At 71.4% G+C, this 12,839-nt stretch carries 9 protein-coding genes; 7 read left to right on the top strand and 2 right to left on the bottom strand.

Features of this window, described 5'->3' with window-relative positions; all coding sequences use genetic code 11:
- The first annotated feature begins 151 nt into the window (after positions 1-151).
- From sbnB to J2Z30_RS48940, 5 genes are all read left to right on the top strand, one after another.
- Positions 152-1,147, top strand: coding sequence for a 2,3-diaminopropionate biosynthesis protein SbnB (gene sbnB, locus J2Z30_RS48960; RefSeq protein ID WP_044578183.1), 996 nt, complete (start codon positions 152-154; stop codon positions 1,145-1,147).
- Between the two features lie 3 nt (positions 1,148-1,150).
- Positions 1,151-1,360, top strand: a complete 210-nt coding sequence (locus J2Z30_RS48955; RefSeq protein ID WP_044578186.1) for an MbtH family protein — start codon at positions 1,151-1,153, stop codon at positions 1,358-1,360.
- The gene (locus J2Z30_RS48950) at positions 1,318-2,094 is read left to right on the top strand and encodes a thioesterase II family protein (RefSeq protein WP_209469188.1); all 777 of its coding nucleotides are present in this window, start codon (positions 1,318-1,320) and stop codon (positions 2,092-2,094) included. The genes J2Z30_RS48955 and J2Z30_RS48950 overlap by 43 nt, the downstream gene beginning before the upstream one ends.
- A gap of 14 nt (positions 2,095-2,108) precedes the next feature.
- The gene (locus J2Z30_RS48945) at positions 2,109-7,043 is read left to right on the top strand and encodes a non-ribosomal peptide synthetase (RefSeq protein WP_052701684.1); all 4,935 of its coding nucleotides are present in this window, start codon (positions 2,109-2,111) and stop codon (positions 7,041-7,043) included.
- Positions 7,044-7,279: 236 nt separating this feature from the next.
- Positions 7,280-8,272 (top strand): helix-turn-helix transcriptional regulator, encoded by a 993-nt coding sequence (locus J2Z30_RS48940; RefSeq protein ID WP_044578192.1) that lies wholly within the window; start codon positions 7,280-7,282, stop codon positions 8,270-8,272.
- 14 nt (positions 8,273-8,286) lie between these two features.
- Here the strand turns inward: J2Z30_RS48940 and J2Z30_RS48935 are convergent, their stop codons facing one another.
- Both J2Z30_RS48935 and J2Z30_RS48930 read right to left on the bottom strand, forming a co-directional pair.
- On the bottom strand, positions 8,287-9,654 hold the full coding sequence (locus tag J2Z30_RS48935; RefSeq protein ID WP_044578195.1) for an MFS transporter: 1,368 nt from the start codon (positions 9,652-9,654) through the stop codon (positions 8,287-8,289).
- Between the two features lie 9 nt (positions 9,655-9,663).
- Positions 9,664-11,067 carry a hypothetical protein gene (locus J2Z30_RS48930; protein ID WP_052701685.1) on the bottom strand — a complete coding sequence of 468 codons (1,404 nt, stop codon included), beginning with the start codon at positions 11,065-11,067 and terminating at the stop codon, positions 9,664-9,666.
- Between the two features lie 176 nt (positions 11,068-11,243).
- Here J2Z30_RS48930 and J2Z30_RS48925 point away from each other — a divergent pair, with 176 nt between their 5' ends.
- Both J2Z30_RS48925 and J2Z30_RS48920 read left to right on the top strand, forming a co-directional pair.
- Entirely contained in the window at positions 11,244-11,477 is a 234-nt protein-coding gene (locus J2Z30_RS48925) for a response regulator transcription factor (RefSeq protein WP_044578197.1), read from the top strand.
- Positions 11,474-12,622 carry a GNAT family N-acetyltransferase gene (locus J2Z30_RS48920; RefSeq protein ID WP_044578200.1) on the top strand — a complete coding sequence of 383 codons (1,149 nt, stop codon included), beginning with the start codon at positions 11,474-11,476 and terminating at the stop codon, positions 12,620-12,622. Before J2Z30_RS48925 ends, J2Z30_RS48920 begins: the two co-directional genes overlap by 4 nt.
- Positions 12,623-12,839 lie beyond the last annotated feature (217 nt).

The raw sequence follows: 12,839 nt of genomic DNA, 5'->3' as shown, positions 1-12,839 counted from the left end.
CCGCCGACCGCGGCCATGCCTACGCCCAGACCGTCTACGACCCCCTGTGGGCCCAGCAGCTGCGCGCGGAAGCGGTACCGCCCCCCGGCGTCGAAGCCCTGGCCGTCAACTGAAGGAGAACCACCCCGTGTCCACTCTGGCCCCGCCGCCCATGACCGTGATCGGCGCGGGCGACATCGCCGCCGAGACGGATCGTCACCGTCCGGAGCTCATCGAGGTCGTCCGTGCCGCCTACCTCACGCACGACGCCGGACAGAGCTCGAACCCGCACAGCTCGTTCCTGCGCTTCCCCCACCAGAGCCGGTCGCGCATCATCTCCCTGCCCGCCTATCTGGGGGGCGAGTTCGAGGTCGCGGGGAACAAGTGGATCGCCAGCTTCCCGGACAACACGCAGCACGGAATCCCCCGCGCCTCGGCCACGCTGATCCTCAACGACTGCGACACCGGCTATCCGTTCGCCTGCATGGAGTCCTCCATCGTCTCGGCGACACGGACCGCGGCCTCCGCGGTACTGGGCGCGCAGACGCTGCTCGGCGCGCGCCGCGCCCGCCGGGTCGGCATCGTGGGCACGGGTCTGATCGCCCAGCACGTATGGCGGTTCCTGCGTGATCTCGACTGGGAGATCGACGGCTTCCGGCTCTTCGACCTCGACGCGGCGGCAGCGGGCCGCTTCGCCGCCGTCATGGCCGAGCACACCGAGGCCGAGATCGTGGTCGCCGACACGGTGGAGGAGGCGTTCACCGACTGCGACCTGGTGGTGCTGACCACGGTGGCCGGTGAACCGCACCTGCACGACCCCCGGCTGCTGGCCCACAACCCGGTGGTCCTGCACCTGTCCCTGCGCGACCTCGCCCCCGAGATGATCCTCGCCGCCCAGAACTTCACCGACGACATCGACCACGCCGTACGCGAGCGCACTTCGCTGCACCTGACCGAACAGCGCACCGGCAACCGGGACTTCGTCGACGGCACCCTCGCCGACCTGCTGCTCGGGCGGCTGAGCCGGGACGACGGACGCCCGGCGATCTTCTCGCCGTTCGGACTCGGCGTGCTCGACCTCGCCGTCGGCAAGTGGGTGCACGACCGGGTCGTCGCCGCGGGCCGGGGCCGCCGCGAGAGCGACTTCTTCACCGGAGTGGGGGTCTGACGCATGAGCGCCTCACCCGCCCCGCGCCCCGCCGGCGACCGGTACGTCGTCGTGGTCAACCACGAGGAGCAGTACTCGGTCTGGTTCGCCGACCGTGCCCTGCCCGCCGGCTGGACCGCCACCGGCGCGCAGGGCACCCGCCAGGAGTGCCTGGACCACATCGAGCAGGTGTGGACCGACCTGACCCCGCGCTCCGTACGGGCCTCACGATGACGGCCGGTGCCCTCGCAACGGCCTGGCTGCGCGGGCTCGGCAGCCGTGAACCCACCGCGCGGTGGCGCCTGTTCGTCTTCCCGCACGCCGGAGCGGGCGCCTCCGCCTACCGGCTGGCGCCGTACCTGCCGGACACCGTCGAAGTCTGCACGGTCCAGTTGCCCGGCCGGGAGAACCGGTTCGCCGAACCGGCGCTGACGTCCATGGACGACGCCGTGACCGCGCTCGCGCCGCTCATCGCGGACCACACGGACCTGCCGTACGCCTTCTTCGGGCACAGCATGGGCTCCCTGATCGCCTTCGAGACGGCCCGCGGGCTACGTGCACTCGGCACGCGCCTGCCCGACCGCCTGTTCCTGTCGGGCATGCGCGCCCCCGGCCTGCCGGACCGCGACCCGCGGCACACGCTGCCGGACGACGAGCTGCTCGCCACATCCGAATTCGACGGCGTGGATCCCGAGTTGCAGGAGCTGCTGCTGCCGCTGCTGCGCGCGGACCTGACGCTGTGCGAGACGTACACGCACCGGGCCGAGGCACCCCTGCCCTGTCCCCTGACCGTTCTGGCCGGCTCCGACGACGACAGCGTCGACAGGACGGAGCTCGCCGACTGGGGCGAGCACACCTCGGCCGACTTCGAACTGCACCTGTTCCCGGACGCCCCCCACCTGTATGTGCGCGGCGCGGAACGACAGCTGGCAGAGACGATCATGCGCACCTTCCCCGAACAGGGCTGAGAAGGGATCCGTTCATGGCGCCGACCACCCTGGTCGCACTGTGGGAGCAGCAGGCGGCCGCGACACCCGACGCGGTCGCCGTCGTCGCGGGAGCACACCGCGCCACCTACGCCGACGTGGACCGCCGGGCCACGGCGCTCGCCGCCGAGCTGCGGGCACGCGGCATCGGACCGGAGAACCTGGTCGGCGTCTGTCTCGGCCGCTCGGTCGAAATGGCCGTGGCCCTGCTCGGCATCCTGAAGTCGGGCGCCGCGTACCTGCCCCTCGACCCGAGCTACCCGGCCGACCGGCTGCGGTACATGACCACCGACTCGGGCGCCGGGCTGTGGCTGTGCGACGCGGCCCACCGCGCGCGGGCCCTGGCGTCCGGCGCGGCCGACGTCCTGCTGGTCGAGGACCTCCCCGCGGAGCCTGCCGCACCGGTGGCCCCGGTGGTACACCCGCACCACCTGGCTTATGTCATCTACACCTCCGGTTCGACCGGCCTGCCCAAGGGCGTGGCCGTCGACCACGCGGCGGTCGCCTCGTTCCTGCGGAGTGTGGCCGAACGGCCCGGCCTCGGGGCGGACGACCGGGTCCTCGCGCTGACCCCGCTGTCGTTCGACATCTCGACACTGGAGCTGTTCCTGCCGCTGACCCGGGGAGCGACGGTGGTGATGGCCCCGGCCGCCGCCAACACCGACCCCGAGCTGCTGGCCGCCACCATCGCCGAGGAGGGTGTGAGCGTCGTCCAGGCGACCCCCACCACCTGGCGGCTTCTGCTGGCGTCCGGCTGGACGGACGGGCACGGCCGGGTACTGCTGTCGGGCGGTGAGCCGCTCGATCCGCAGCTGGCCCGCGACCTGCTCGCCACCGGCTCCACCCTGTGGAATCTGTACGGGCCGACCGAGGCGACGGTGTGGGCCACCGCCGCCCGCGTCGACGCCGTGGCCGACCGGGTCACGGTCGGCACGGCCCTGTCCAACACCCGGCTGTACGTCGTCGACGAGGACGGGCGGGAGGCCGGCCCAGGAGTCACCGGTGAGCTGTGGATCGGCGGCGCGGGCGTGGCGCGCGGCTACCTCAACCGCCCCGCGCTGACCGCCGACCGGTTCGTGCCCGACCCGTTCGGGGACGGCCCCGGGCGCCTGTACCGGACCGGCGACCTCGCCCGGTGGACCGCCGACGGCACCCTGGAGGTCCTGGGGCGCGACGACCACCAGGTCAAGGTGCGCGGCTTCCGCATCGAGCTCGGCGAGATCGAGGCCTGTGTGCGCAGCCACCCCCTCGTCACGGACGCGGTGGTGGTCGTCGACCGCGAGGCGGTCGGCGGCGACCAGCTGGTGGCGTACCTCGCGCCCGCGCACGACGCCCGAAACGTGTCCGCGGACCTGCCCCGCCAGGTCCGCGACCACCTCGCGCAGCGGCTGCCCGCCCATATGGTGGCCCAGGGCTACGCGGTGCTCGACGCCCTGCCCCGCACCCCCGCGGGCAAGACCGACCGCGGCGCCGTGCGGCGGATCCCGCACAGCCCGGTCCGGGCGGGCGGGCCGCTGCCCGACGACGCCCCGCCGCCGCCGCACACCGCGGCGGTGCGCCGCGTGTGGGCCGAGGTGCTCGGGCTCGACGACGTGTCCCCGTACGACGACTTCTTCGGCCTGGGCGGCCAGTCGCTCACCGCGGTACGGGCCGTGGCCCGGCTGCGTGCGGAGCTCGGCGTGCCGGTCGACGCCCAGTCGGTCTTCGCGCATCCGACGCCCGCCACGCTCGCCGCCGCGCTGGACGGCGTGGCGCCCTCGGGCGACGAGCCGATTCCCGCGGCCGCGACCGCCGAGCTCTCCTTCGGCCAGGAGCGGATCTGGTTCTTCGAGCAGCTGAACGACGCGGTGCCCGCCTACCACCTGCCGGTCGCCCTGGGCCTGCCCGGCGGGCGCGTCGACCTGACGCTGCTGGAGGACTGCCTGTCCGCGCTGGTGCACCGGCACCCGGCGCTGCGCACCGCGCTCGTCACCGTCGACGGCCGGGTCCGCCCCGAACTGCGCGAGCCGGGCCCGGTGCCGCTGCGCCGCACCGAGTGCGCCGAGGAGGATCTGGACGCGCTGGTGACCGAGCGGATCCGCGCCCCCTTCGCCCTCGACCGCCCACCGCTGCTGCGCGCGGACGTGCTGCGCACCCCGAGCCGTGACATCACGCTGCTGACGATCCACCACATAGCCTGCGACGGCGCATCGGTGGACCTGATGGTGCGGGAACTGGGCGACTTCTACACCGAGCTCGCCGCCGGCCGCCGCCCCGCCCCGGCACCGCTGCCCGTGACGTACGCCGACTACGCGTCCTGGCAGCGCGAGCGACTGACCGGCGCCGAGCTGGAGCGGCTGCTCGACCACTGGCGCACCCGGCTGTCCGGCGTGCCCGTCCTCGAGCTGCCGACCAGCCGCCCCCGGCCGGCCGTCGCGAGCCACCGTGGCCGCCGCGAACTGCTGTGCGTCCCCGCGGACTTGGCGTACCGGCTGCGCACACTGTGCCGGGCCGAGGGCGTCACCCTGTTCATGGGCCTGCTGGCCCCGTTGCAGGTGCTGCTCGGCCGGTACGCCGACGAGAGCGATGTCGCCGTCGGCACCCTGGCAGGCGGCCGGCCGCGCCCCGAACTGGACGATGTGGTCGGCTACTTCGTGAACACCGTCGTCCTGCGCACCGACCTGTCCGGCGACCCGACCTGGCGCGAGCTGCTGGGCCGCGTCCGCGAGGTCGCACGGCAGGCGTACGAGCACCAGGAGCTGCCCTTCGAGAAGCTGGTGGCGCAGCTGAGCCCGGAGCGCGACCTGAGCCGCAACCCGCTCTTCCAGGTGCTGCTCGCTCTGCACGAGGAGCCGAGGCCCGGTCACCTCACCGAGCTGTACGACCGCAAGGAGCTGGAGGGACGGCTCGGCACCGCCCGCTTCGACCTCGCCCTCGACGTGACGGACCACGCCGTCGGGGCCGGTGACCTCAGCGTCTCCGTCGAGTACGCCACCGACCTGTTCGACGCGGACTTCGTCCGGGGCCTCGGCCGGCACTTCCTGCGGGTGATCGAGCAGATGGTGTCCGACGCCACGGCCCGGCTGTCCGAGCTGGAGATCGTCTCGGCCGATGAGCTGCGCGCCCTCTCCATCGGCGACCGGGCCGAGCCGCTGCCCGAGCCGACCACCCTGGTCCGCCTCTGGGACCGCCAGGTGCGGACCACCCCGGACGCGATCTGCGTCGTGGGCGACGGCCGGTCGCTGACGTTCGCCGAGACCGACGCGCGGGCCTCGGCCCTGGCCCGGGAGCTGCGGGCCGGGGGAGTGCGCCCCGAAAGCCTGGTCGGCGTCTGCCTGGAACGGTCGGTGGAGCTGGTGGTCGCCCTGCTGGGCGTGTTGAAGGCGGGCGGCGCCTACGTCCCGCTCGACCCCGGCTACCCGACGGACCGGCTGCGGTACCTGCTGGCCGACTCGGGCGTACGCCTGGTCGTCGCGGACCCGGGGCACCCCACCTCGGCCCTGTTCGGCGGCGGCGTGCGGCTCGTGGCGGTGGACCAGGAACCCGGGGCGGACCCCGGGTCGGCCGAGGAGGCACAACCGCACCACCTCGCCTACGTGATCTACACGTCGGGCTCGACCGGCAACCCCAAGGGCGTCGCGATCACCCACGCCAACATCACCGGGTTCCTGGAATGGAACCAGCGGCTGTGCCGGCTCACTGGACGGGACCGGGCCCTGCTCAACCACTCGGTGGCGTTCGACAACTCGGTCTGGGAGATCTTCCAGTGCCTGGTGTCCGGCGCCGAACTGCACTTGGCGAGCCCCACCGCCGCCTACGACCCCGAGGAGTTCCTGCGAGAGGTCGCCGAGCGCGGCATCACCACGCTCAACGCGACGCCCTCGCAGATGCGGATCCTGCTGGAGTCCGGTACGGATCCCGCTTCCCGGCTCGCCTCCGTACGCCTGGTGTTCACCGGCGCCGAGGCCGTGCCGCACGATGTGGCCCGCCGCATCCTGTCCTCCACCGCGCCGGGATGCCAGGTCTTCAACGAGTACGGGCCCACCGAAGCGACCGTCACCTCGGCGTTCTGCCCGATCACCGAGGAGCTGCTCGACCGGCACGGCCATCGCCCGAGCGTCCCGTTCGGCCGGGCGACCGACAACGCGCACCTCTATGTGCTGGACCCGCGGCTGCGCCCGGTCGCCCCGGGCTGTCGCGGCGAGCTGTACGTCGGCGGCAGCGCGGTCGGCCGCGGCTATCTCGGCAGGCCGGCCCGCACGGCGGGGGCGTATCTGCCCGACCCGTACGCCGAGGAGCCCGGCGCCCGTATGTACGCCACGGGCGACGTGGTCCGGCTGTTGCCCGACGGAAATCTGGTCTTCCTCGGCCGCAACGACCACCAGGTCAAGGTGCGCGGTTTCCGCATCGAGCTCGGCGAGATCGAGTCCGCGCTCCAGAGCCACCCGGCCTGCGCCGACTGCGTGGTGGCCGTGCGCCGCACCAGCACCGGTGTGGACCAGCTGGCGGCCTACCTGATCCTCGAGCACCCCGACCGACCCGCCCCGGACCCGGCGGAACTGCGCGCCTATCTGGCCGAGCAACTGCCGCCGTACATGCTGCCGCAGAGCTACACCGTGATCGACGAGATCCCACTCACCCCGAACGGCAAGGTCAACCGGGACGCACTGCCCGACCCGCGCCCGGTGCCCGCCCCGGCCCTCGCCACCCGCCGTGCCGTCACCAAGCAGCAGCTCCTCGTCGCCGACGTGTGGCGGGAGTGCCTGGGCGTCGAGGAGGACTTCGGCCCACAGGACGACTTCTTCGACGTCGGCGGCACCTCGTTGACCATCACCACGGTCGCGGGCAGGCTCAGCGAGCGACTCGGGCGCCGGGTCTCGCCGGTCCTGGTCTTCAGGAACCCTACCGTCGAGGGGCTCGCCGAGGCCCTCGGGGAGGACACACGGCGATGAGCGGCCCGCCCGGGGCCCGGGGGCTCCGGCATCGGGACCACCCAGCAGTCTGATGGCCCCGACGGTCTGCCTCCCCCTGGGCCGGACCGTCCTCCGCGGCTGATCCACGGGTATATCGCAGAGCCGGTGGCAGCCCAGGACGACGCACACCACACGAACTTGAAGCACACCGCCGTCTGATGGAATATGACCGCCACGAGACAGAGGCGGAGCAACACAGGCGAGGGGACCGGCCGATGACGAACAGCGCTGGAGCGGAGGCCGACGGATCGCGCGGGGCGTTCTCCGTGGACTCCACCGTCCCGGGCGCGGCACCGCAAGGATTCTTCCACGCCTTCCAGCGCGGGTGGGATGCGGAGCTCGGCGATGGCTTGCCACTGCGGAGCTTCAACCGGGACGTGACCGGTGACTTCCGGGTCAGGAGCCGCGCCGCCAAGGTCCGTGACCTGGCGCTCACCGATATCCACAGCATGTCGGCCATCCGGACCGCGCACGCCCTGGGCGGCGTGGAGGACCGGGTACGGATGTACGTCGTGAAACGCGGCGCATGGACGTTGGACGGTTCGCGCGATCGGGACAGACACACCGTGTCGGCGGGGCAGTTCCTGCTCCGGCACGTCGGCCAGCCGTGGCGCTTCGAGGCGGTGCCGCACACGACGGTGAAGATCATCCTCCTGCCCACCGTGCCGCTCACACCGCTGCTGGGGAACCGGGCCGTCACCGGGCCGGCGGATTCGGCCGAGGTACGTCTGCTGGTGGCCCACGCGAATATGGTGTACGAGACCATGGCCGGCCTCGGCCCGGCCGGTGTGCAAGCCGCCCACAGCACCCTGCTCGAACTGGCCCAGGCGGTGGCGAGGCGTCGGTTCGACGATGTGGAGCCCCGGCTGGCTCCCGCGCTCGCCAGAGCCGCGAAGGACCTCGCGGACAGCCACCTCACCGACCCCGAGCTCTCTCCCACGATGCTGGCGCGTGAACTCAACGTCTCCTTACGCACCTTGCAGCGGGCGTTCACCGTGGCGGAAGAGTCGTTGATCGCCTACATCCGCCACCGGCGGCTGGAAGAGGCCCGCCGCGCTCTCATCGCCTCGGCCGGCAGGCTGAGCGTCTCGGAACTCGCCGCCCACTGGCAGTTCGCCGACAGCAGCCACTTCATCCGGTCCTTCAAGAAGGCCTACGGCCAGACGCCCGCCGAGTACGCTCGCTCGACCGGGCCGGCCGAAAGCTGAACCGAACCGCACGGTCATCGCTCGACGGGGCCGCCGTCGAGCTGCTCCACGGGGGCGACGTCCCCGGCCGGTGCGGCGGCCTCGCTCATGGCCGCGGGCCGCCGGTCGAGCCCGAGCACGAGCGGTACGGCCAGCAGGCTGATCGCGGTGAGGAACACCCAGGGCAGCGCCGCACCGCCCTCCAACAGCGCTGTGAGCAGCGCCGGGGCGAAGGCACCGCCGACCGACCAGGACATCTGGTAGACGCCCAGATAGCGGCCCCGCAGATGCTCGGGCGCCATCACCACGCTCAGTTCGCTGGTCGGCGGCGAGCTGAGGATCTCGGCCACGGTGTAGAGCACCATCGCGATCAGCAGCCCGGCGATCACCGCCCAGCCGGGCAGCACGAGCAGCGTGCCGAAGACGACGAACGCCGCCGCGTTGAGCAGCAGGGCCAGCACCAGCACCGGCACCGGCCTGCGGGCCTCGATCCACCGGCTGGCGAGCGTCTGGAGCAGCGCGACCATGGCCGCGTTCAGCACGACGAGCACGCCGACGATCCAGGCGCCGACATCGAGGTTGTCCGCCGCGTAGACGGCGAGCAGCACCATGATCACCGTGGAGGCGAAGACGAAGGAGATGTTCGCCGCGACCAGCCGCAGATACCGGGTGTCCTTCAGCACGGTGCGATAGCCGCCCGAGGGTTGACCGGTGGTTTCGCCCCCCGCCCGCCCCGGCTCGGCGGGCTTCGGCTCCGCGGGCCCGGCGTCGGCCGCCTCGCTCGTGTCCGCGCCCCGAAAGGTGATCATGAGCCAGCCTGCGACGGCGAAGGAGACCACGTTGACCACCATGACCGCACGCAGCCCGGCGACGGTTCCGATGCTCAGGGCCACCGCGGACGCGGCGCCGCCGAAGCCGACGCCGACGTTGCGCAGGGCACGGACGAAGCCGAACCAGCGGGCCCGCTCGACACCCCGCGCGACCAGCACGATGAGCGGACTGTTGCCCATCCAGAAGGCGTTGGAGCCCAACTGCACCACGAACTGCCACAGCACGATCTGCCAGGCCGCGTGCGAGAACAGGAAACCGATGAATCCGGCCACCGAAATCCAGTTACCCGCGGCGACCACGGTGCGCGGACCGTATTTGTCCAGCAGAAGCCCGATAAAGGGCGGAACGGGCAGGGCGAGCAGCTGGCCGACGGTCAGCGCGGCGCCGACGGCGACCAGTGACAGCGACGTCGTCTTCACGAAGTAGACGACGGTGAACGCCATCACCAGCCCGTTGCCCAGGCTGTCGATCAGATTGGCCGTGACGAATCGGCCTTTTCCCGTGAGGTCCGGCAGACCCCAGGCCGTCTGAATCCGCCGCCACGCCGAAGGCGCGGGGGAGTGCTGCGTCATGAGTTCTCTTTACTTCGCCGCATCGGCGGCCAATTCGCCCGCGGCAGGCACTTCGCCCCCGGTGGGCAGCTCGCTCTGATGGAAGACGGCTGCGCTGCGCGCCCTGGCATGCGCCGCGATGGAGATGATGCCGCCCGAACCGGCCGGCACCACTTTGGCAAACGCTCCCGCACCACCATGCGGGGTGTAGAACATGCCATAGGCCGCATGCCATTCCTCGGTTTCCCCGGATACCGGGTCCACCACAAGCTCAGGCCGGGGGATCACTCTTTCCTGTACGATGCATCCTTCGGTGGCGGAGTTCTCCAGAGCCAGCCGCCAAGTGGCGTCGTCCGTCTCCCAGCCCACCACGGCGCCGACTCCACCGCCGCGCCCGTTGACCTTCAGGATCAACTGCTCGCGCCGCTCCAGGCATTCGTCGACGAGGTCGGTGTCGGCCTTGAGCGCGTCAGCGTTGATCAGCCGGGTCCAGGGCAGCACCCGGTCGATGACCCGGCACTCGTCCTCGCTGAGGTTGCGCCGCCGGGCCGGGTCCGAAAGCAGCGCCATACAGGCCTTGTTGGCGAACACGTTGCTGGAAAGCGGGGTCCACAGCAGCGTCCCGCCCGCCTGGAGCGCACGCAGCAGGGGCGCGACCAGGTCCCAGCCGCCGGGTTCCTCGGCGATCTGGTCCGGAACGAAGGAGCGGTAGACCACGTCGATCTTCGTATCCCCGAGGTAGAGCACCCCGCCGCGTTCGTGCACGTCGGAGACCTCGGCCACCAGGATGTCGAGGCCCGCCCAGCGCAGTGCGGACTGGAAGTTGAGCCAGAGCTCGCCGTAGTCCGCCAGACCGCCACGCCATTCCAGCAGGGCCACCACGGGGTCGCGGCCGGGTGCCACCTGGGCGCCGAAGTGGCGCAGCGCCTCCACCACGGCGCGAATGGGATGCACATAACCAAGCCGGTTCCGGCGCGCGAAGTCGGCGAAGGCGTCAACCTCCATCGTCGCCCGGGAGATTTCACTCGCGAGGCCCCAGCCGCCCGCCTCGCTCCCCAGATTGAACTCGAGGAGTTTGAACGAGGTGCCGTCGTGGTACATGTCGGCCCGGCCGAACTGTGGTGGCAGTACGTCACCGAACCGCCGTATCGCTTCCCAGTGGCCGTCGCTGATGCCCAGCACCGACCGGAATGCGTCCAGGTCGCCGCCGAACATCCGGTCCGGCAGGGAAAAGACTGTTTCGATGAGGTGCTGCAGGTCATCGGAGAACTCGCGAATCTCACGTTCGGCGACGAAGAGGGGCCTGGCCAAATACTCGCCATGCCAAGGCGCGAGCGTCGGGAAGTCCTTGACGTGCTGGGCGATCGTGGGCAAGTCGCTGCCCGGTGTGCGGAACTCCTCGTTGTACTGGGCTGCTACCCGCTCCGCCGACATGAAGCTCCACTCCCGCTCGATGGTGACTGGGCCCCTCAGCCCGCAGGAGTCACCTTTTCATCCCGATCTCAGGCGCGGCTCAATTGCGGCTCAAGTGTGGCTCATTTCTCGGCCAACGCCCCCTGTGGACAGGGAACATACGTGTTTACACTAGAATACTTGAGCACCCGAAAGGAATGGCTCTTCAGCCAAGTGGGGAACGTTTACTTTCGGTCACCGCCACGGCCCTGACCGACCGGGTGATCGCCACCCTGGTCAGCGACGGCCTCACCAACAGCCAGATCGCCACCATCAACCGCGCGCCGCACACGGTCAGTTATCACCTACGCAAGATGTTTGGCACACTCGGCGTCCGATCGCGCAGCGAACTCGCGGGCACGGCCAGGCAGAGACTATGGGAGGCGCCATGACCGCCACGACGGACACTTTCGCCGACGCCATCGGCGGGCTCGGGGACACCGAGTGGGACCGGCTCGCCGACGGCAGGTTCCTTTCGTCGGCGCTGTGGCTGCGGGTGTGCGCCCTCGACCCCGGGTCGGTCTCCGGCGGACTGCACGTGGAGACCCCGGGCGGCGGCCGGGCCGCGATCCCCGTGGCGGCGGTGACCGACGAGCCCACCCCGAGCCTGCGGTGGCACGACCTGCTTGCCGCGCGCGGCCTGCCGGCACCCGAGCCGGGCGGTCTGCTCGTCGGCCAGCGCCGTGGCTATCTGGCGCACCTGCTGACCAGCGAGGGAACCGATCGGACCGAGGCCGCCGGCGCGGTGCTCGACGCGGTCCGCGCGCTGCGCTCCCCCCTGCACGAGGAGTCGAAGATCGCCCGGGTGGCGATGTACCTGACCACCGAGGACGTGGGGGCGCTGCGCGCGGCGGGGGTGCGGACCGCCCCGGTCGCGCTGACGACCGACGCCTGGATCGAGATCCCGCCCGGCGGCTACCACGCCTGGCTGGAATCGCTGTCGTCGCACCGGGCCCGCCGTATCCGCAGCGAGATACGGAAGTTCGAGAGGGCCGGGTACGAGGTGGAGCACCGGACGCTCGCCGAGTCCTGGCAGGACGTCGCCCGGCTGCTGGCCCGTTCGCTACTGCGCTACGGCAGAACTGTCGAAGTGGCCCCGATGGCCGAGTCCTTCCGCAAGCAGGGTGAACTCGCCGGTTCGCGGGCCGAAGTGGTGCTGTGCGCGCGCCCCGGCGAACCGCCCGTCGGCTTCTGCCTGTACTACCGTTGGGGCGACACCGTGTACCTGCGGGGCCTCGGCCTCGACCATGACCAACTCGCCTCGGCCGCCGAGTACTTCAACCTCACCTACTACATGGCGGCGCGGCTCCCGGGAGTGCGCTGGCTGCACGCGGGCACCGAGACCGCGGAAGGAAAGGCACTGCGCGGCGCGACGCTCCGGCCGCTGTGGCTGCTGGACCTGTCCGAGGACAGCCCGCTGGCCGGGTACGACGAGGAGATCCGCGAGCACAACCGCGCCCTGCTCGCCCGCCTGCGCGACTCCTCGCCCGCGATTTCCGACGCTCTGGAGTACGAGCTCTGGGAGCCGTACTGCTGAGGCCAACCGCCGCCGAGGGGCTGTTCAACCGTCCGTAGCGGATGGTTGAACGGCCCTCTCCTCTCCCTACCAAACCTTTGTCGCAGCCCACTTGAGTCGGGATTGAGCCGTCTCGGCCGGTGCCGTGCCACACTCGGCCTCATGCTCCACAGGCGTGCTGATCAATCTCTGATCGAACGGACAAGGCAAATTCGCGGGGGCCTTATGGGAACCCCGC

The sequence above is a fragment of the Streptomyces iranensis genome, assembly GCF_017874715.1.
GTDB lineage: Bacteria > Actinomycetota > Actinomycetes > Streptomycetales > Streptomycetaceae > Streptomyces > Streptomyces iranensis.
This window is presented reverse-complemented; position numbering and strand designations above follow the sequence as displayed.

Bases quoted from the DNA above. Each gene is read 5' to 3' on its own strand.
- sbnB (WP_044578183.1), top strand. From the start codon at position 152: ATGACCGTGATCGGCGCGGGCGACATCGCCGCCGAGACGGATCGTCAC.
- J2Z30_RS48945 (WP_052701684.1), top strand. From the start codon at position 2,109: ATGGCGCCGACCACCCTGGTCGCACTGTGGGAGCAGCAGGCGGCCGCG.
- J2Z30_RS48930 (WP_052701685.1), bottom strand. From the start codon at position 11,067: ATGTCGGCGGAGCGGGTAGCAGCCCAGTACAACGAGGAGTTCCGCACA.
- J2Z30_RS48955 (WP_044578186.1), top strand. From the start codon at position 1,151: ATGAGCGCCTCACCCGCCCCGCGCCCCGCCGGCGACCGGTACGTCGTC.
- J2Z30_RS48925 (WP_044578197.1), top strand. From the start codon at position 11,244: ATGGCTCTTCAGCCAAGTGGGGAACGTTTACTTTCGGTCACCGCCACG.
- J2Z30_RS48940 (WP_044578192.1), top strand. From the start codon at position 7,280: ATGACGAACAGCGCTGGAGCGGAGGCCGACGGATCGCGCGGGGCGTTC.
- J2Z30_RS48935 (WP_044578195.1), bottom strand. From the start codon at position 9,654: ATGACGCAGCACTCCCCCGCGCCTTCGGCGTGGCGGCGGATTCAGACG.
- J2Z30_RS48920 (WP_044578200.1), top strand. From the start codon at position 11,474: ATGACCGCCACGACGGACACTTTCGCCGACGCCATCGGCGGGCTCGGG.